This window comes from Nocardia pseudovaccinii NBRC 100343 (assembly GCF_001613225.1).
Classification (GTDB): Bacteria; Actinomycetota; Actinomycetes; order Mycobacteriales; family Mycobacteriaceae; genus Nocardia; species Nocardia pseudovaccinii.
On sequence record NZ_BDBY01000187.1, the window covers coordinates 1 to 18,498 of the forward strand.

Annotated in this window: 13 protein-coding genes; 2 read left to right on the top strand and 11 right to left on the bottom strand. The window is 66.4% G+C overall.

Annotated features, from left to right (window positions below; all coding sequences use genetic code 11):
- The 11 genes from NP3_RS23490 to NP3_RS23540 all read right to left on the bottom strand — a co-directional run.
- On the bottom strand, positions 1 to 623 hold a 623-nt coding region (locus NP3_RS23490), incomplete at its 3' end, for a flavodoxin-dependent (E)-4-hydroxy-3-methylbut-2-enyl-diphosphate synthase (RefSeq protein WP_373864783.1).
- 25 nt (positions 624 to 648) lie between these two features.
- Positions 649 to 1,680, bottom strand: a complete 1,032-nt coding sequence (locus NP3_RS23495; RefSeq protein ID WP_063043760.1) for a 4-hydroxy-3-methylbut-2-enyl diphosphate reductase — start codon at positions 1,678 to 1,680, stop codon at positions 649 to 651.
- Positions 1,681 to 1,700: 20 nt separating this feature from the next.
- Positions 1,701 to 3,605, bottom strand: a complete 1,905-nt coding sequence (dxs, locus tag NP3_RS23500; RefSeq protein ID WP_245721082.1) for a 1-deoxy-D-xylulose-5-phosphate synthase — start codon at positions 3,603 to 3,605, stop codon at positions 1,701 to 1,703.
- A 28-nt stretch (positions 3,606 to 3,633) separates the two neighbouring features.
- The gene (locus NP3_RS50600; protein WP_063043761.1) at positions 3,634 to 5,064 is read right to left on the bottom strand and encodes a cytochrome P450; all 1,431 of its coding nucleotides are present in this window, start codon (positions 5,062 to 5,064) and stop codon (positions 3,634 to 3,636) included.
- The gene (locus NP3_RS23510; protein ID WP_063043762.1) at positions 5,061 to 6,161 is read right to left on the bottom strand and encodes a terpene synthase family protein; all 1,101 of its coding nucleotides are present in this window, start codon (positions 6,159 to 6,161) and stop codon (positions 5,061 to 5,063) included. Before NP3_RS23510 ends, NP3_RS50600 begins: the two co-directional genes overlap by 4 nt.
- Before the next feature lie 19 nt (positions 6,162 to 6,180).
- Positions 6,181 to 7,281 carry a terpene synthase family protein gene (locus NP3_RS23515; RefSeq protein ID WP_157124489.1) on the bottom strand — a complete coding sequence of 367 codons (1,101 nt, stop codon included), beginning with the start codon at positions 7,279 to 7,281 and terminating at the stop codon, positions 6,181 to 6,183.
- Between the two features lie 26 nt (positions 7,282 to 7,307).
- Positions 7,308 to 8,465, bottom strand: a complete 1,158-nt coding sequence (locus NP3_RS23520; RefSeq protein ID WP_063043764.1) for a polyprenyl synthetase family protein — start codon at positions 8,463 to 8,465, stop codon at positions 7,308 to 7,310.
- 1,034 nt (positions 8,466 to 9,499) lie between these two features.
- Positions 9,500 to 12,130 carry a DNA polymerase I gene (gene polA / locus NP3_RS23525; protein WP_063043765.1) on the bottom strand — a complete coding sequence of 877 codons (2,631 nt, stop codon included), beginning with the start codon at positions 12,128 to 12,130 and terminating at the stop codon, positions 9,500 to 9,502.
- Positions 12,127 to 12,771, bottom strand: a complete 645-nt coding sequence (locus tag NP3_RS23530; RefSeq protein ID WP_063043766.1) for a hypothetical protein — start codon at positions 12,769 to 12,771, stop codon at positions 12,127 to 12,129. The genes polA and NP3_RS23530 overlap by 4 nt, the downstream gene beginning before the upstream one ends.
- Positions 12,768 to 13,469, bottom strand: coding sequence for a hypothetical protein (locus tag NP3_RS23535; RefSeq protein WP_063043767.1), 702 nt, complete (start codon positions 13,467 to 13,469; stop codon positions 12,768 to 12,770). The genes NP3_RS23530 and NP3_RS23535 overlap by 4 nt, the downstream gene beginning before the upstream one ends.
- A gap of 39 nt (positions 13,470 to 13,508) precedes the next feature.
- On the bottom strand, positions 13,509 to 16,859 hold the full coding sequence (locus tag NP3_RS23540; RefSeq protein WP_063043768.1) for a hypothetical protein: 3,351 nt from the start codon (positions 16,857 to 16,859) through the stop codon (positions 13,509 to 13,511).
- A 51-nt stretch (positions 16,860 to 16,910) separates the two neighbouring features.
- Here NP3_RS23540 and NP3_RS48180 point away from each other — a divergent pair, with 51 nt between their 5' ends.
- Both NP3_RS48180 and NP3_RS23550 read left to right on the top strand, forming a co-directional pair.
- Positions 16,911 to 17,315 carry a hypothetical protein gene (locus NP3_RS48180; RefSeq protein ID WP_157124490.1) on the top strand — a complete coding sequence of 135 codons (405 nt, stop codon included), beginning with the start codon at positions 16,911 to 16,913 and terminating at the stop codon, positions 17,313 to 17,315.
- 104 nt (positions 17,316 to 17,419) lie between these two features.
- Positions 17,420 to 18,394, top strand: coding sequence for an ATP-dependent DNA ligase (locus NP3_RS23550; protein ID WP_063043770.1), 975 nt, complete (start codon positions 17,420 to 17,422; stop codon positions 18,392 to 18,394).
- The last annotated feature ends 104 nt before the right edge of the window (positions 18,395 to 18,498 follow it).

The following is an 18,498-nucleotide window of genomic DNA, read 5'->3' on the forward strand; positions in this document are numbered from 1 at the left end:
GGGTAATCGGACTGCGCGGCCAGCTGGCGGTAGGCCTCGACCATGACCACCGGATCGTTGTGCTTGACCGAGATCTTGATATCGCCGAAGCCGTGTTCCTCGAACAGGCTCGCCTCCCATAGCGCCGATTCGACCAGCGCCTCCGGGGTGGCCTTGCCGTACTTCTCCAACATCCGCTTGTCCAGCGAACCGGCGTTCACGCCGATGCGAATCGGGATGCCCGCCGCGCCGGCGGCCTTGGCGACCTCGCCGACCCGGCCGTCGAATTCCTTGATATTGCCCGGGTTTACGCGCACCGCGGCACAACCCGCATCGATGGCGGCGAAGATATAGCGCGGCTGGAAATGGATATCCGCGATGACGGGGATCTGGCTCTTGCGCGCGATGGTCGCCAGTGCGTCGGCGTCCTCCTGACGCGGGCAGGCGACGCGCACGATATCGCAGCCCGAGGCCGTCAGTTCGGCGATCTGCTGCAGGGTGGCGTTGACGTCGTGGGTTTTGGTGGTGGTCATGGATTGAACCGCCACTGGGAAGTCGCTGCCGACTCCGACAGTGCCGACCATCAATTGGCGGGTCTGGCGGCGAGAGGCGAGAACGGCCGTTGAGGGTGACACACTACCCATCGTCGGTATGCCGAGCGCGGTGGCGTTATTCATCGTGGGCCCTGCCGCTTTGAACATCCGGGCTTGATCGGCGGCCTGCCCGTACACCTCGCGGAAGGGAGAAGACCACCGTTTCGGAAGCGGTCGTCACGGCCTGTACTTCACGGAAACCATTTTGCGCCAACAGCTCCAACACACCGCGAACCAATATCTCGGGCACCGAAGCGCCCGAGGTCACTCCGACAGTGCGAACGTTATCTAACCATCCGGGTTCCACCTGGCGGGCGTAGTCGACCCGGTAGGCTGTTCGGGCTCCGGCGTCCAGGGCCACCTCGACCAGGCGCACGGAATTCGATGAGTTCCCGGAGCCGACGACGATCACCAGATCGCATTCCGGCGCCATCGCTTTCACCGCAACCTGACGGTTCTGGGTCGCGTAGCAGATGTCATCGCTCGGCGGATCGGTCAGTGCCGGGAAACGCTGGCGCAGCCGCTGCACCGTGGCCATGGTCTCGTCGACGCTCAGCGTGGTTTGCGACAGCCAGACGACCTTTGATTCGTCGCGCACCGTGATGGCATCGACCGCGTCGGGACCGTCGACCAACTGCACTTGATCCGGTGCCTCACCGGCAGTGCCCTCGACCTCCTCGTGACCAGCGTGACCAATCAGCACGATGTCGAAATCGTCTGCGGCGAAACGCCGCACCTCCCGGTGCACCTTGGTCACCAGCGGGCAGGTCGCATCGATCGTGCGCAGATTGCGTGCTGACGCCGACTCGTGCACCGCGGGTGAGACACCGTGCGCGGAGAATACGACCAGAGCCCCCTCGGGCACCTCGTCGGTCTCGTCGACGAAGATCACACCCTGCTCACGCAGCGTCTGCACCACGTGGCGGTTGTGCACGATCTCCTTGCGCACGTAGATCGGGGCGCCGTGCTTCTCGAGCGCCTTCTCCACCGTCTCGACCGCACGGTCCACACCGGCGCAGTAGCCACGCGGTTCGGCTAGCAGCACCCGCTTGCCCGTGGGTGCGCTGTCGTGGGCCTGCGGCTGTGTGCTGATCAGGGTATGTGTCACTGTGGCGTTTCCTTCCGCTTCTATGGTGTCGGCTCGGCGACATGCGGCCCGGTCAGCCAAGCAGCGATACGGTGCGCGATGCCGGTGGGGTCTAGCCCGAGACTGTGGAGGAGTTCGTCGCGCGATGCGTGCTCGAGGAATCGTGTGGGCACACCGATGCCACGCACCGGGGTGTCGATATTCGCCTCGGCGAGGTGGCGTGCAACCGAGGCGCTGATGCCGCCGTTGTCGATGCCGTCCTCGATGGTGACGACCACGCCGGCTTGATCGGCGAGTTTTGTCAGGGCGTCGGGAACGGGCAGGACCCACCTGGGGTCGACGACCCTCACACGGATGCCTTGATGTGTCAGGATCGCTGCGGCTTCGACGGCGACGCCCGCCATGGCGCCCACGGCGACGACGAGAACGTCAGCGGCGCAACCGGATTCGGGGACGACCAGCACATCGATTCCGTCGATCTGGTCGACCGCGGCGATCTCGGCGACAACACGGCCTTTCGGGAATCGCAGTGCGGTCGGTGCTGTAGTGGCCAGTGCTTCGGTCAACTCCTCCCGCAGTGTTGCGGCGTCCCGTGGCGCGGCCACTCGCATTCCGGGCACTATCGACAACAGCGCCAGGTCCCATACGCCGTGATGGCTCGGACCGTCGGGACCGGTGACCCCTGCGCGGTCCAGCACCAAGGTGACCGGCAGGCGCAACAAGGCCACATCCATGAGCACCTGGTCGAAGGCGCGGTTCAGGAATGTGGAGTAGATCGTGACCACCGGGTGCACACCGCCGAGTGCCAGTCCCGCGGCGGAGGTGACTGCGTGCTGCTCGGCGATGCCGACATCGAACATCCGATCCGGGAAGCGCTCTGCGAACGCGCTCAAACCGGTCGGCCCCGGCATGGCTGCGGTGATCGCGACAATATCGTCGCGTTGCTCACCGTGGCGAACCATCTCGGCGGCGAACAGCGACGTCCAACTCTGCCCAGCTGGGGCCATCACCGCTCGGCCGCTCAGGGGATCGAACGGTCCCGGAGCGTGCATCTGATCGTCCAACTGATTCTCAGCGGGGGCATAGCCCATCCCTTTACTGGTTACGATGTGGACGAGCACTGTTCCGCCGAAATCCTTGGCGCGCCAGAGTGCCAATTCGAGCGCCTGTAGATCATGACCGTCGACCGGACCCACATACTCGATATCGAGATCACTGAACAGCGCCTGCGGATTCATCGCATCACGAACACCAGTTTTGATCGCGTGCAGCAGCGGATAGGCTGGTCCGCCGAGAACAGGGATCTGCTCGAGCTGTTTTATCGCATCGGCGAATCGCAGGTAGGCGGGCTGGGTGCGCAGCGCGGTCAACCGGTCGGCGAGGCCGCCGATGGTCGGCGCGTAGGAGCGGCCGTTGTCGTTGACCACCACGACGACGGGTCGGTCGGGTGCGGCGGCGATATTGTTCAGTGCCTCCCAGCACATGCCGCCGGTGAGCGCGCCGTCGCCGACGACGGCGACCACATGCCGGTCCTGCCCGGTCAGCGCGAAGGCCTTCGCCATGCCGTCGGCATAGGACAGCGAGGCCGAGGCGTGCGAGGACTCGACCCAGTCGTGCGCGCTCTCGGATCGGCTCGGGTAGCCGGACAACCCACCCTGCTTGCGCAGCGTGTCGAACTGATCCTTGCGACCGGTGAGGATCTTGTGCACGTAGGCCTGATGCCCGGTGTCGAAGATCAACGGATCGGCCGGCGAGTCGAAGATCCGGTGCAGTGCGATGGTCAACTCCACCACGCCGAGATTGGGTCCGAGGTGCCCGCCGGTAACGGCGACCTTCTGCACCAGGAACTGGCGAATCTCCTCCGCCAGTTGTACGAGTTCGGCGCGGTGCAACCTCTTCAAGTCACGAGGTTCCCTGATCCGTGCCAGCAGCTGCTCCTTGCTCACGCCGGGTCTGTGCGAATCACTCACTGCCTCAACCCTTTCGCTGGCTCTCGTCTCGTATCCCCGCGGTACTTGTGTTCGCCTGAGATACCTCCAGTGCCGGGCGATTTCGGGGCATGGGAGGCTGGCGGTGTCGGTGGCCGGGCGGGTGGCGGTGCAGCCGTAGCCGTAGCCGGTTCGGGGTGAGTGTGGCGCCGATTCCCCGGTGTACCGGGCCGGGCAGGGATTCCAGGTGCCACGTGGCGGCGATCGTCGCAAGCGACAGCGTGGTCTGTGCGAGGGCGAAGTTGCTACCCAGGCATTTGCGAGCACCACCTGCGAATGGGACATAGGCGTCGGTGCGCGGGCGTCCCGGCTCGGCCCAGCGGTCGGGGTCGAATGTCTGCGGATCGGGCCAGAAGTCGGGGTTGTGATGCAGGATGTATGGGCTCACGGCGACTGTCGTGCCGCGCGGGATCGGCACCCCGCCGAGTTCGGCATCGGTGGTGGCGGTGCGGGTGAGGAGCCAGCCGGGCGGGCACAGCCGCAACGTCTCGTCGATGATCTGGCGGGTATAGACAAGCTGGCCGATGTCGTCCCAGGTGGCGGCTCGCCGACCCAGCACGGCGTCGGCCTCGTCGTGCAGTCGCCGCTGCACGTTGGGATGCTCGGCCACCAGGTGACAGGCCCACGACAACGTGCTGGCGTTGGTTTCGGTGCCGGCCAGATACAACGTCGTGATCTCGTCGATGATGGCGTTGTCGCTGAGCGGCTCGCCGATGTCGGTGCGGGCGGCGAGAAGCATCGACAGCACGTCGGGCTCGTCGATTCCGGTGGCCCGGTAGTGGGTGATGATCTGTGCGCTGATATGCCTCATGCGGATACGTGCCCGCTGGAACCGGTGGCGGCCCGGCAGCGGCAATCGGTCCCATGCTGGCGGGACCAGCATTCGGAGCGCCATGGATTGCAGCATGGTGCTCATCGCGGCCGCGAATTCATCAGTGTGCGCGGTGATTTCGTCGCTCGAGAACAACGTCTTGGCGATGATGCGGCTGGTAACGGAGGTGAGTGCTGGATACACCGCGAGGGTGCCGCCGTCGCGCCATCGACCGGATTCCAGGGCGAGCTGGCGCGTCATTTCGGCCGCATATCCGGCCATCCGGGACCGATGGAATGCGGGCTGCACCAGGCGGCGCTGCCCGCGATGCGCATCGCTGGGGCAGGAACCGACACCGGAGCCGATCACCTCGCGCAATCGCTCATACAGCATCCCGCCCTTGTCGTAGATCCGGTCATGGGTCAGCACGTCACGCGCAAGGTCCGGGTGGCACACGATCAGCAGGTGCGCCGGGCCGATCCACAGACTGACCAGATCGCCGTACTGGGGCAACGAGGTCAGCAACGACAGCGGGTCGCGCAGCCCGGCGGCGTGCCCGATCAGCGGCAGGCGCCTGGGTGCTGAGGCTCTGGTGTAGGTCGTCATCGCGGGCCCTCCGAGATCTGTTCGGGGACAGGGCCGGTGAGCAGGTCTTCATACGCCCAGGGGCCGGGCGCCGGGCGTTGGGCCAACGCGTTGAGGTAGCGCGCGCTGCGACGGTGCCACGGCTCGTAGCCGCCCAACCAATACTCCAGAGCGGCCCCGTACCGCAGCGTGCGCTCGCGGTCGGGGGCGCTCAGCTCCAATGCGGTACACACCTGCGGCAGTTCGCTGTGCAGCTGGCGGAAGCGTCGGACGCGGGCAGCGATGAGGTCGAGTACGTCGCGCCGGGCTACGGGCACCGACTGGCCTGTCTCGGCGCGCACGACCATCACCATGTTGCTGGTCTGGCCGCGGGCCAGCTCTTTCGGCAGCGAGTACACGTCGTTGACGAAGTTGCCGAGATCGACGACGAGATCGCGCATCAGACGAAGGTGTGGCGAATAGTAGGCCAGATCGATCAGCTCGAACTCAGGTCCTGCAGCAGGCTCGAGCACATCCAGGAACGGCACCATGAACCCGCTCGCATGACGGATGGTGAGGTGGATGTCGCGAGGCGCTGGACCCCCGCGCAGTTCGCGGTCGGTGATCTCATGCACGATCGCGAGAAGACTGGCCTGCCAGGCCTGCGCGGCGCGTTGCCACCATGCGACCGAAGCACGTGCGCGGCAGTCACGGATCATCTCGGCGAATGCCGTGTGCAGCGGCAGGGTCGCCGCTGCGGGGATCCGTTCCCCGCCGCCGTCGACGATGTCGAGGAACGGGCGCACCTGGCGCGCGCAGTCCGCCGGGGAACCCAGCTCGTCGAGCTGATCGTCCAGCAGGATCGCGACCGCCATGAACCGTCCGACCAGATCCATCCCCTCACCCGGTGTGGCGTCGGGGTAGCTGCTCGCGACGAAATCATGTATCCCCCACGCCGCAAACCATGCGAATGCCTCTGGGCTCACGACCAGTCCTCGCTCGAGCACCCACTGCTGGACGCGGATGCGGCTGGCCGTGGCGTCGTCGTCGGTGTGCCGACGTGAACGCAGTCCCAACTCGATGGCGTCGGCAGCGTCCAGATGTGCTGGGTTCGGCAGCTGGTCGGTCGAGTCAGTCATCGGGAACTTCCTTCGCTGGTCAGGCGAGACACCGCCACCACCGCGCGATTTCGGGGTATGGGGGCGGTGTGAGATCGGCGGGGTCCCACAGTGTCGGTGCGCTGGAAACGATCAGCGTGGGTGGAGTGGGATCGGCCTTGTCTTGGTCGTCCACTCGGTAACGTGCGGTGGTGCTGGCCCAGTGCAGTCCGGCCGGAATCCATTGGGGCAGCTCAGCGGCGAAGCGCGCGACGGCGGGACGAGGATCGGCCAGCAGTCGTTGTTGCAGGACCACTACCGCGATGACGAGGCGCTCGTAGAGCTGCCAGGCCGCAGCGACGGCGGCGACGGGATCGAGGTGCTCGGCGTGGCCGAGGACGGTGACCAGATTCATTCCCCCCGTCCCGGCGACGAATTCTTTTGCGGCACTGAACAGGTCGTTGAGGATCGCGCACGCCAGCATCGTTGCCTGGCTGAACGCTCGAACCAAGGGTTCGTCGAATTGCCGGGCGGTCATCTGCAGCGATCCCATGGTCGCGCCGGTGAACGGAATCAAGGTGCCGACGCCGACTTTGGTCCACCTCATACGCAGCCACTCGCCGATCTCGGGTGGTGTGGCGCGCTGCCGGAGCTCGGTGTACCACAGTTGGCCGTTGAGCCAGAGGGCATGCTCGTAGCGGAAGACCGCGAACTCGGTATCGGTGAGCACGCTCTCAAGCTGTTCACGCAGATCCCGCAGGCTGGCTGTCCACTCGTCGTCTGGCGGGAGCGGAGCGTCGGGGGCCTCGGCCATCACCCGTTGCAACTCACCGGCATGCGCGGCCATTCCGGTGGGGTGGGTGTCCCAATGGTCATCGAGTAGCGAGCCCCACAGAAAATGCTTAGTCGCTGCCAGGACCGTGCTCTCGGCGGCGAACCGCAGGGCAGGCGCGATGCCGTGGGCCCAACCCATTCGCGTGGCGCGGCTGCCCGACTCGCATAGCCCGTTGGTTACAGCCCAGTTCACCGCCTGCTGGTCTATGCCCGCCACATCGAAGGGGGGATCTGGCAGCGGAAACGGACAATACACAGTCAACGCAGCAGGTAGCGGCAGAAACACGGTCTCGGCCGGGTTCGCCCCAGCGAAATGTGCTGTGGTCATGGGATCTCCAAGGCGACAGGGTTGATTCAGATGTTGCGGTCGACGACGAGGGCGGCCAGTGCGGTGAGCAGCTCGGCGCCGTGCGTGGTGGGCTGGGCTCGGGTCAGCTGCTCAAGCGCAGCGTCGATCTGCTGGCGGGCGTAGTCGCGTACCCATTGCCGGGCACCTGTCGCGTCGATCAATTCAGCGGCCTCGTGGACCTCAGTGTCGGTGAGCGGTCCCTCGCCGTCGTAGATAGCGGCCAGCGCGGCGGCCGCTGGAGTTTGGGTGTGTAGTGCCCTCACCACCAGCAGTGTGCGTTTGCGGCGGCGCAGGTCTTCGCCTGCGGGCTTGCCTGTGACTTGCGGGTCGCCAAAGATGCCGAGGTCGTCGTCGATTGCTTGGAATCCCATGCCGAGGTGGTGCCCGAAGCGTCCGAGCGCGTTGATGCGCTCGGAGGTCGCCGAGCCGTAGCGGGCACCCAGCACACATGCGCATTCGATTAGGGCGGCGGTTTTGTCCGCCATCATGTCCAGGCACTCCGTCACAGTCACGTCCCGACGCGTCTCGAACGAAATGTCTGCTCGCTCGCCCTCGTTGAGGCGCTGACCGGCTGCGGTCAGCGCGGCTATCGCGTCCACGGTGTGCCGCGGCGCCCCGCGCAGTAGTGCCTGGATGGACGCGAAGAACAGTGCGTTACCCGCGAGGACTGCGGTGGGGGTGGAGTAGGCGGCACAGACTGTTTCCCGGTGCCGCCGCAGGCGATCTTCATCGAATACGTCGTCGTGGAGTAGTGATGCCTCGTGCATCACCTGGAGCGCGACCGCTGCGGGCAGCGCTGCGGATGCGTGGCCGCCGACAGCTTCCGCGCAGGCCAACGCCAGTGCCGACCGCAGTCCCTTGCCCCACGAACCGTCGCCGTCAAGGGACCGGCCGTCTTGATCCATCCACCCGAAGTGGTACTTCACGACCTGCCCGATGCCCTGCGGCAGGGCGTCGACGGCGGCGCGCAACTCGGGCGTGACCACGGCCCGTGACTGGTCCAGGAGGTCGTCGACCTCCGATTCCGTCCGCGCTGTGGACGGTGCAACCGCATTCGCCATGCGGGCCTTCGGATTTCGGCCCGCTTGGGCGCGGTGTTGCCTGGTCGCGGTGCGGGGCTGAGCTGCGGGTGTGGCGATGCTCTGGTCGTCGGCAATGGTCATGATGTGTACCTCCCTGCGGATTACGAAAGTGGTTGCACGGCAGGAAGGTTCCCGTTGCGCAAGGCGTGCCGGGCCATCGGCGGATGGGGCTGGGACAAGGTGGTCGCGCGGCGATTCGTGGTAGTGGTGTCGGGCGGTGCCGAACAGATTCTCAGCAATAGCCGGCCGGTACTCGTCCCCCGACCAGTGAGCCCGCCGGACTGCCCCTGCTGCGGGTTCGTAGAGCAGGGGTAGCCCGTTTCAGCTGGTGCGCTGGCCGCCCAGCCTGGATTCTCTCGTCAGTGTGGAATGAAGGGCCACACGATGTTGATCAGGTTCGACACGATCGAGAGGCCGAGGTTGACGATGTAGAGGATTTCGCCCATTGCTGGTGTTCCTTTTCTATTTTGGGTGCGTCTTTGCGGCGCACCACATTTCGCTATGACCGGCGCATGCCCTGCTCGCCGCGGCCGATCGGGACAGGGTGAGCCCATGGCGCTGTGGCTGCGGCTCGGCCCGGTGAGTGAGTTGCGAGATCCCGCGCGGCGAGCGCCGGCTGGCTGGGTTCGGTGCACGGCTGTCCAGTGCTTCGACGCACATCCGTTTGCCGTGCCAGCCCGACCGCGATCACGATTCCCCTCCCCTCGGTGTCAACTTTCTGAGAACACCGAGAGCTATAGGCGGTCGAATGCGGCGACCTCAAACAACCACGGGCCAACCCAAACGATCTGCTGGGCAACACCACCGCAGTCGGAATAGATCGAAAAGCACTGGTGCCGAACAGTTCTCCCTGAAGTCCTGGCCTTTTCCAGCAGAGGCACCTTCGGGCCGGCTCTCACACCTTCAACTGTGACGTAGATCACTATTGATGTGTTAGTTGCGGAGGCAACCGGCGTTTCACTGTCGGATTGCGGATCGGTTCGCGGGCGCTGGAAGGAAGACGTCTTACGTCCGGCGATCGCGCCCCCTCTCGCGCATGCCTGCGGGTGTGCATGACGGCGGTTTCACATCAAAGGACCCGAATCCCGGCCTGAACAGCGCTGATGGCACGTCCCTCAGCGATGGGCTTGTGCCCAGCTGCATCCGGTGCCGATCGAGACGTCCAACGGCACCGCAAGTTCGACGACTGCTGGCATGATCTGTTCGACGATGGCGGCCAAGGCGGGCTCTTCATCGGCGGGCAGTTCGAAAAGCAGCTCGTCGTGGACCTGCAGCACCATGCGTGCTCGCAGGCCCGCATCAGCCAGGGCGGTGTCGATGCGGGTCATGGCGAGTTTGATGATGTCGGCGGCCGTGCCCTGGATCGGCGCGTTGAGTGCGGCGCGTTCGGCAGCCTCGACGGTCTGGGGGTTGCTGCTGTTCAAATCGGGCAGGTACCGCCGGCGGCCGAGCAAGGTTTCGGTGTATCCGGTGCGGCGGGCCTTTTCGACCAAGCCGTCGAGATAGTCACGGACGCGGCCGAATCGGGCGAAGTAGGCGTTGTAGTGGTCACGGGCCTCGGCCAGCGGGAGTCCGAGTTCGGTGGCCAGACCGCGCACGGACTGGCCGTAGGCCAAGCCATAGGAGATGGCTTTGACGCGGCGGCGCAGTTCCTGAGTGACCTCGCTCACCGGCACCCCGAACACGAGGGAAGCGACATAGCGGTGCATGTCCTCGCCGCTGGTGAAGGCGTCGATCAAGTGCCGGTCACCGGAGGCATGCGCCATGATCCGCATCTCGATCTGGCTGTAATCGGCCGCCAGCACCAGGTCGTAGCCCGTGCCGGGCACGAAGGCCTCCCGGATGCGGGCGCCGTCGTCGGTACGGATCGGGATGTTCTGCAGATTCGGAGCCTCCGAAGACAGCCGGCCGGTTTCCACGGTGGTCTGCTGCAGTGTGGTGTGGATCCGGCCGTCGGCGGCGACGTGTTTGAGCAGACCGTCGATCATCGACGCCAGCTTGGCCGCGGACCGGTAGTCCAGCAGCTGTTGCAGGAATGGGTGGCCGGTGTTCTTCAGCAGCCTGGTCAGTTCCTCGGCGGCGGTGCTGTAGCCGCTTTTGATGCGGCGGGTGCGTGGTAGGCCCAGGTCTTCGAACAGGGCCTTCTGTAGCTGCTGGGTGGAGCCGATATTGACAGGGTGGCCGAGGATCTCGGTCGCCGACACAGCCGCGGCATCCGCAGTCGCGGTGAATTCGTCGCGCAGGGCGGCCAGCTGCTCGGCGTCCACAGCGACGCCGCGGTGTTCGATCGCGGCCAGTGTTGCGGCCGTGGGCAATTCGACCCCGGTGTGCAACCGTGCCATGCCCGCGTGGGCGAGCTCAGCGGACAGCGTGTCGGCCAGCTGCGCGATAAGTGCGGCGTCGGCGACCGCCGCGGGATCACCATTGCCGGCGAACAGCGTGCCGACCTCACCCAGGTGAGTCAAGAATGCGTCGCCGGTGAGGTGGCGGGTCGCCAGCGTGGTCAGGGTGAAGTCACGGCCACCCGGATGGAGCAGGTAACCGGCGAGGGCGACGTCGATGTCGACCCCGGCCAGGTGCCAGCCGTGTGGACGCAGGGCGTGGATCATGGCTTTGGTGTCGTGCACTGCTTTCGCCGCGGCCGGGTCGGCGAGCCACGTCCCGAATGCAGCGCGATCGTCGGCAGTGGTGTCGGTCAGGTCGAAGTAGCCGATCGCTCCTGCGGGGGTGGTGATGGCCACGGTGGCGATGTTGTTCTGGTCGCCGGTGAGGGCCAACGCATGGCGACCGCGACCGCGTGCGTGGTCGGACAGCCAGGTAGCGACGTCGCCGGGGCTGATCGGCTGCGCGGGTGCGGCGTGCGGTGCGGGTGCGCCGAGGGCGGTGAGGATCTGGGTGGCGAGACCAGGGAGCTGGAGGTCGTTGAGCCGCTGCTGGATTCCGGTGCGGTCGGTGAGCCTGGGAATGGTGAGCTCGTCGAGTTGGGGAACGGTCACATCAGTGGCGAATCGCAGGACGGTCCGGTAGGTGGCGACCTTGGCGGCGTGAGCCCGCAGCATGGTGCTGGCGCGAGAGCGGTTGTCGAGCCGGGCGAGCAGGGTATCGAGGGTGCCGGCCTCGGCGAGCCACGCGGCTGCGGTGCGGTCCCCGACGCCTGGAACGGGCATCAGGCCGCGGCGTCGGTCTCCGCGCAGGGCGAGGTAGTCCACGTAGGTCTGCAGGGTGACACCGTGTCGGGCCTGAATGGTGCGCGGGGTGAGCCGATCGGGGCGACGTCCTGGTGCCGGCGAGATGACGGTGGCAGTGCTGGTGGCGCACTGCAGCATCCGGTCGTCGGCGCTGACGATCACCACCGGGGCGTCGGTGCCAGCCGCGAGCGAGGCGATGAGGTCACCGGCTTCCAGCCCGGCGGGTGCATCGAGAACACGAATCTGCATGGTGTGCAGCAGATCCCGGAGAACGGGTTCTTGCTGTGCGAGTTCCGGTGGTGTGTGGTGGGCGCGGTAGCCGGGCACGATCTCGGCGCGGCGGCCCAGCCCTGCGCCGTCGAACACCACGGCGACATGAGTGGGTACCTCGGCCACGAGAATGTCGGAAATGGTTGTGAGGAAACCCGATACGGCATTGGTGGGTTGGCCGGAGGCCGTCGTGGACGCAGACAGCGGAACACTGCGATAGGCGTAGGCCAACAGCGCCGGCGCGTCGACCAACAGCACCACCGTCGTCGCTGTGGCTGGGGCGGTCATCGGTGGACCACGTCCACTGCCAGCCCGAGTTCGACGGCGAGCACCGACAGATCGATCTCCGGGGCATCGTCGGCCCACACCTGTCCGCGACCTACCGACAGCGCGTTCTTGGGCGGGCGCACCGCCCACGCGGCCTGGTGGGCCATGACCTCGTGAATCAGCACGTCCCCGTGGAACTTGGTCGGCACCACGACCTGGTCGATCACTTCGCCGCGTTTGCGAGCCTGGTCGGCGGCGTTGCCCCGCTTGGTCATCAGCAGCTGCCGCCAGGGCCTGTCATAGATCTGGATGAGCAGCACGAAATGAGCGTCCAGCCACTCCTGCTGACGCCATTGCGGGTTGATGCCGCGGTCCTTGGGCAGCGCGATACGTGCGATCGCCTCCCGCGCGTAGTCGGCCTTGCCGACGGCTTCGCGTTCTGTGCGCGGGCCGCCGGTGGTCAGCTCACGCAGCCGCGCCGCAGGCATCGCTGATGGCTGGTCGTCGGTGCCGCGCAGCCATTTACGGACGGTGGAGGGTGCGCGCTTGAACGCGGCGGCGACCGCTGTGACATCGACCTTGCCGGTAGGGGTGCGGCCATAACATTCCCCGAGGGTGGCGGCCAAGCGCCCGCGGGTCCAGGTTGGTTGTTTGCTGGTCATTTGGCCTTCTCGTCCATCGCGACGCTGTCGAAGGTGAAAACGTTCCAGTCGTCGAGGTTGCCGTAGGCGTCGGTGTTGGCGTAGTCGGCCATGAAGTCCGCCAGCCCGATGTCGCCCTTGTCTTCGTAGGCCTTCAGGGCTTCATCGGCCAGTTCCGGCGGCAGGTCCCAGTGCACGGTGCGGTCGCGCTCGTATCCCTCACGTCCCTGAATGCCTGAAATAGTCAGGCGCGCACCATATTTCGCTATTTTCGCGCCTGCGGCGCTGTTGCGGCGCGTGGTGATCGCGGCGCTGCGGCCGGACTTGGTCGCGGCGGCCTTGCGGGCGTTGGCGAGCAGTTGTGCGCGGTTCTCGTCCTTCGGCGTCGCTTGGTTCTTGATCCAGCGTTTGATGGTGGACTGCGATTTCCCTTCGCCTTTGGCGGCGGCGGAGATGTTGATCGCGCCGCCGCGGGGGCCGGGGCCGTAGGCAGCCAGCAGCGCGGCGCGCAGCTCGGAGTCGACGTGGCCGGTGGCGTCCGCGCCGGCGCGGCCCGAGAACCCCGCGAAGGCCGAGGACATGCCCGAATCCTTCGCGCCGGTGATGGTGTCGGTAATCTCCGACGCCGGCAGCCCGGTGGCCTTGACGACACTGCCGACGTTGACGGTGCCGCGTACGATCGACCCGCCGCCGTGGATCAAGATCTTGAACAGTGACACTGGCATTGAGTTCGCTTCTTTCGGTTCGGTGTCCTCGGATCAGGCGACGAGCTGGGTCTGCCATTCGGCGTATCGGGTCAGCAACCGCTTGCCCTTGTACGGGCCGCCGGTGAGGTACTCGAGCTGCTCGGCCATAAGACCACTGGCCTCGGGCTTCCACTGCCCGAAGCCGCGCCCGAAACTCAGGCGGTGGCGCGGGTTATCCGCGACCGCGGCCGCGTCGATCTCCCTCATCGGCCAGGCGGTCACCGGGTCGGGGTCGTCAGAGGCGATCACGAAGGCGTCCTTGTCGATGGCCAGGGCCGCCACGCCGGTGAGCTCGTACATGGTGTTGAGGAAGTGGGCGATGTTGGCGGTCGACTTCGACACACCCATGAACCACTTCTCCGGCGAGTACGGCGAGCGCGGGCCGTCGTCGCCGACGAGCTGCTTGCTGGCCAGCATGCCGTAGCCGCGCACCCGGGCCACCTTGATCTGCTTGCGGACAGCCTGGTCACCGGGATCTGCGGTGTCGAGCACGGTGGCGGCATGGGAGAAACGCTCGGCCCACTTGCGCAGGGCCCGATGGTGTTCGGGCCAGATCCACGCCTCCAGGACCGGCAGCTCATAGCCCAAGAGCAGGGCGCGTTCGAACTGCGGCGTGCACACCCATTGCGGCTCGTCACCGAAGTCGGTGCCGCCAGGGCTGAGCACATACGGCAGCAGCCAATTCGCCGACGGCGGGATCCGCGTCCGGATGTAGGCAGGCACGGTCGCATCGAAGCTCCACTCTCCCTCCGCCATATGGACCGGGTCGCCGATCGGCAGCTCCAGCCCGGCAAGGCCCGCGGTGTAGCTGCCACCACGGTCATAAGCGTGGCAGTATTTGCACGCCGCCTCGGCCGGTGACGGCTTGCGCGTCCACGTGAAGTCGCGGGCGAGGACACCCACACCGCGCGGCGGATCGAATACCGAAGGCGCCCAGATCTTTTCACGCCACTCAGTCGGCCCGTAGGTTTTCGGCCGGGCCTCTTTGATCAGGTCCAGACCGGTAGTGGGACCCGACACCTTCCAAGGGAAGCCGAGGGTATCGGCGAACAGCTGCAGACGGCGGGCCAGCACGACTGGTTCCGGGTCGCCGGTCAGGATCGGCATATCCGGATCCTCGGCGTCGGGGTCATCGACCATTCCAGCTAGGAACACCAGCCAGATCGTCGGGCTGTCGTCGTCGGTGCGCCACACGCGCGTCCAGCTGCCCACCCCCGGTTCCTCGTCGTCACGCTGGCCGCCGAACTGCCAGCCCGCAGCGACAGCGAGGGTGACGAACGGCAGGTTGGCGGTCAGTTTGCGCAGGTCGTCGTTGCGTGTCCGGTGGCCGATGTTGTCGACATCGATGCCGAACGTGCGGGCCAGGGCATCGGTGATCCAGATCTGGCCGCTCTCGACGAACGTCGGCGACAGCGGAAAGCCCAGACGCAACGTGCGCGCGAACTCGACGAGATCACCAGCATGCGTCAGGTCCTGCGGGAGGTCGACGCAAGTGCCATCGGCCAGCCACGCCCCGGTGACATCGACGACCGCGGCCGGTCCGGTGAACCGGGCATCTGGCGTCGGCTTCTTCCCCGGTGCGGGACGGCGGGCCGGATTCTTCGGCGCCACAACCGATTCGGTCGTCGAAGGCGCCACGCCCGGCTCATGTGGCGGTACTCCCCGGACCGGTAGCGCCGGTTCGTCGGTGCCGGATGCCTCGTCGAGATCAGCTGGTGTCGAGCCGTCGTCGGTGTTGTCGAAGGATCCGACTTCCTCGCCGACGGCTGGCCGCGGGGGCACGGGTTTACCGAGCGCGAGATCGATGGCGTCGGCGACGTCGGCGGCGGATTGCGGGCGAAACAGCGCCATGATGTCGTCGTCGGTCGCGAGGTGGGCCCGTCGGCGTTGCTCGTGGCGGCCACGGTTACCCGGCGGATCGCAGATGTCCTGATCGGCGCCGACGGCATAGACCAGGGTGGTGCCCTCGGCCGCGAGCGGAGCAATGCGGAACTCCCGGCTGATGCGCAGCATGGCGCGGCGACCGCGGAACCGGGTGAGCTCGCAGTTGGCGGCAAACCAGACCGGCTGCAGGTGGTGCGCCAGCGCCTCGGACTGCCACGGTCGCGGATCAGCCTGGTGCGCGAGGTAGTCGCGCCAGGCATCGGTGGCGATCGCGACCAGAGCGCCATCCCCAGCGGCGGTGAATTCGTCCAGACCCTCACGCAGCGCGGCGGCCCACTTGTCCAGTACGCGGCCCTGCTTGTCCCAGGTCACCACCGCGGTGACCTTCAGTTCGTCGATATCCAGGCCGAGCCCGCCGTGCGCGACCGGGGCGAGCAACCCGTCCAGGCCCGGCGTAGTGACCCATACCCGCACATCGGTGTCGGGGAGCATCCTCGGGTCCGGCGGCGGCAGGTGCGCGGGCAGATCGAGCCCGGCCAGCGCGGGCAGCGTGAGCTGCCACGCCGCGAACGGCCGCTTGCGGGCGGCCGCCAGCTCGCGGGCGTGATCGCCGGTGCGCAGTTCGGGGGTACCGACGGGCAGGGTGAGCATGCCGGCCGAGGCGAGGGGACCGCAGTCCTGATCGAGTTCGACCAGGTACTCCGCGTCGGGGACGTCGATGTCGTCGGCCTCGACGATGCGCGCCCAACGCGGCTGGACTTCGGTGATCAGACCGGCCCGCACCTCATCGGGCACCTGCCCCGACTCGGTGGCGACCAGGCCCTGCTTGCGGGCGAGGCGGTCCGCGCTGATGCGGTCCAATACGGCTGCGCCCGTGCCAGTGCCGGTGCCGGTGGGCAGCACCTTGAACCGTGTCCACCACGCACCCAGGATTCGTCCCAGTTCCGCGGCCGCGGCGTCATCGTCTAGCCCCGTCAAAGCTGTTGCGGCAGGACAGGTATCGACGCCGCCGATCGTCGCGGCGATGACCAGTTCGACATCGATCCCGCTCGACTCGACGGTGCGGGTGATCCGAATCCGGTCTCCCCCGCCGTGCACGGTCCAACCGGCACCGATCAACGGTGCCAGAGAGGCAGCGACCACGCGGGCGAGTTCGTCACGAATCATGTTGCGCCGCTGCACTTCCGGCAAGCATCCGGCGTCGTCGGACACTGCGACATTCCATCCCAGCCATTGGCAGGCCTCGGCTCCGACGAACCAGATCTGCGGCACCAACTGCCCCCGCCGACCCGGCTGTGACGGGTCGCCGAGGGGGGCGAGAGCGCGGTGTTTCCAGGCCCATTCGGCAAGCACACCGAGCTTGTCGATCGCATCGACCGGGCCGGTGAGCGACCGCCCCGACGGTGTGCGTGATCCGGTGGCCGTCACTAGGATCGCACGGCCGTCGGCGGCTGCCGCAGGTGGCGTTGCAGTGGTCATCGGCAATGCCTCCAGGATTCAGTCGAAGTAGGCGACGGAGTTACGGGAAGGATGAGCCTGATCGGTGAGCTTTCCGACACGCGGATCACCAAGGAGGAGTTCCCCTTCCACCGCGTATCGGTCCTCGTGCCGGGACAGGCCGGTGATTCTGCCGACCGCTCGCACGGTGTCGCTGAGGTCGATGATCTGCAGTTCACGCTGCTCGAGCGCGCGCTTGGCCTGCAACTTCCAGACCCCACGGCCGGCTTCCCAGACTTCCTGCTCGGTCATGCCGGCCCGGTATCCAATCGAGTCACGGCCGAGCGGGTCGGGCTGTCGCGCGGGCCGTTGCTTGCCAAGGCGGATCTGCAACATTCGAGGTCTCCCGTTTCAGCTTCCTCAAGCACTCACAACATGGCGCCGACACTGGCCGTCTTTCAGCGCTTCACCACCCAATACTACCAACTTTCTAACTAGTTACAAAGTTAATTTAACCTGGCCTTTCAGGACTACAGCAGCCGCTGGAGCAACAGCACCGCGCTGATTGTCACGGTCTGACAGTCCCTGTGTTTGCTGCACGTATGCTCGGCCATGTGTTGTCGGTGCCGGTGCCGCCGATGCTGGCGGTGACGGGGATCCCTCCGCCCGGACCTGAGTGGGTCCGGGAATTCAAATGGGACGGGTTTCGCAGCCTGGTGCGCTGTGAGGCCGGAAGGTGCACGATCTTCAGTCGCAACGGTCGAGATCTGACCGGTTCGTTCCCTGATATCGCCGATGGAGTGCTGGCGCTCGCAGGGGCCCGGATGATCGTCGACGGAGAGATCGTAGCGCCGGACCCCACCACAGGCCGCCCGAACTTCGGCCGACTACAGCGTCGGCTCGGGGCCCGACCCAGTGCCCAGCGGATAGCCGCAGTTCCGACCCAGCTGTTCGTCTTCGACTTGCTGTGGCTCCAGGATCGATCGACAACGACGCTGCCGTACCTTGCTCGCCGCGATCGACTCGACGACCTGGGCCTCGAAGGACCGTTTGTGCGCACTCCCCCCTACTTCCTCGTGGATCCCGACCGGATGCTCGAGGTGGCACGCACTGAGCAAATCGAGGGCATTCTCAGTAAAAGAACCGATTCTTTGTACCGGCCGGGGAGGCATGCCACCTGGGTGAAGAGCCCGATCTGGCAGACGGCCGACGCCCTGATCGTTGCCGCTTTGCCCGGCAGCGGCGCGAACCGCGACACCTTCGGCGCACTCGCGCTGGGCGCGTACGACGACGCGGGGCACCTGGTCTACGTCGGCAGCGTCGGCACCGGGTTCTCGCGGGCGGCCCGGCGCGCCATTCGAGCTGCTCTCGACGAGATCGGTCGCACCACCAGCCCGTTGACGAACCCGGATCCGAAAAAGATTGGGGCACAGCAATCTTGGGTGGACCACATCCTCGTAGTCAGCGTGCGGTACCGAGAGTTCACCGCCGACGGCGTGTTCCGGCATCCGAGCTTCCGTGGGATACGCCCCGATCTCGCCCCTCACGACATCAAAGTGCCGGAGTATGGTTCGTAAAAGCATCCTGAACTGCACAAACGATCGTCGCTGCCGCTGGAACGCCGTGTAGTGCCGATTAGTGCGTGACCTTGCGTTCTTTGCTCAGTTCGGCGCGCAAATCG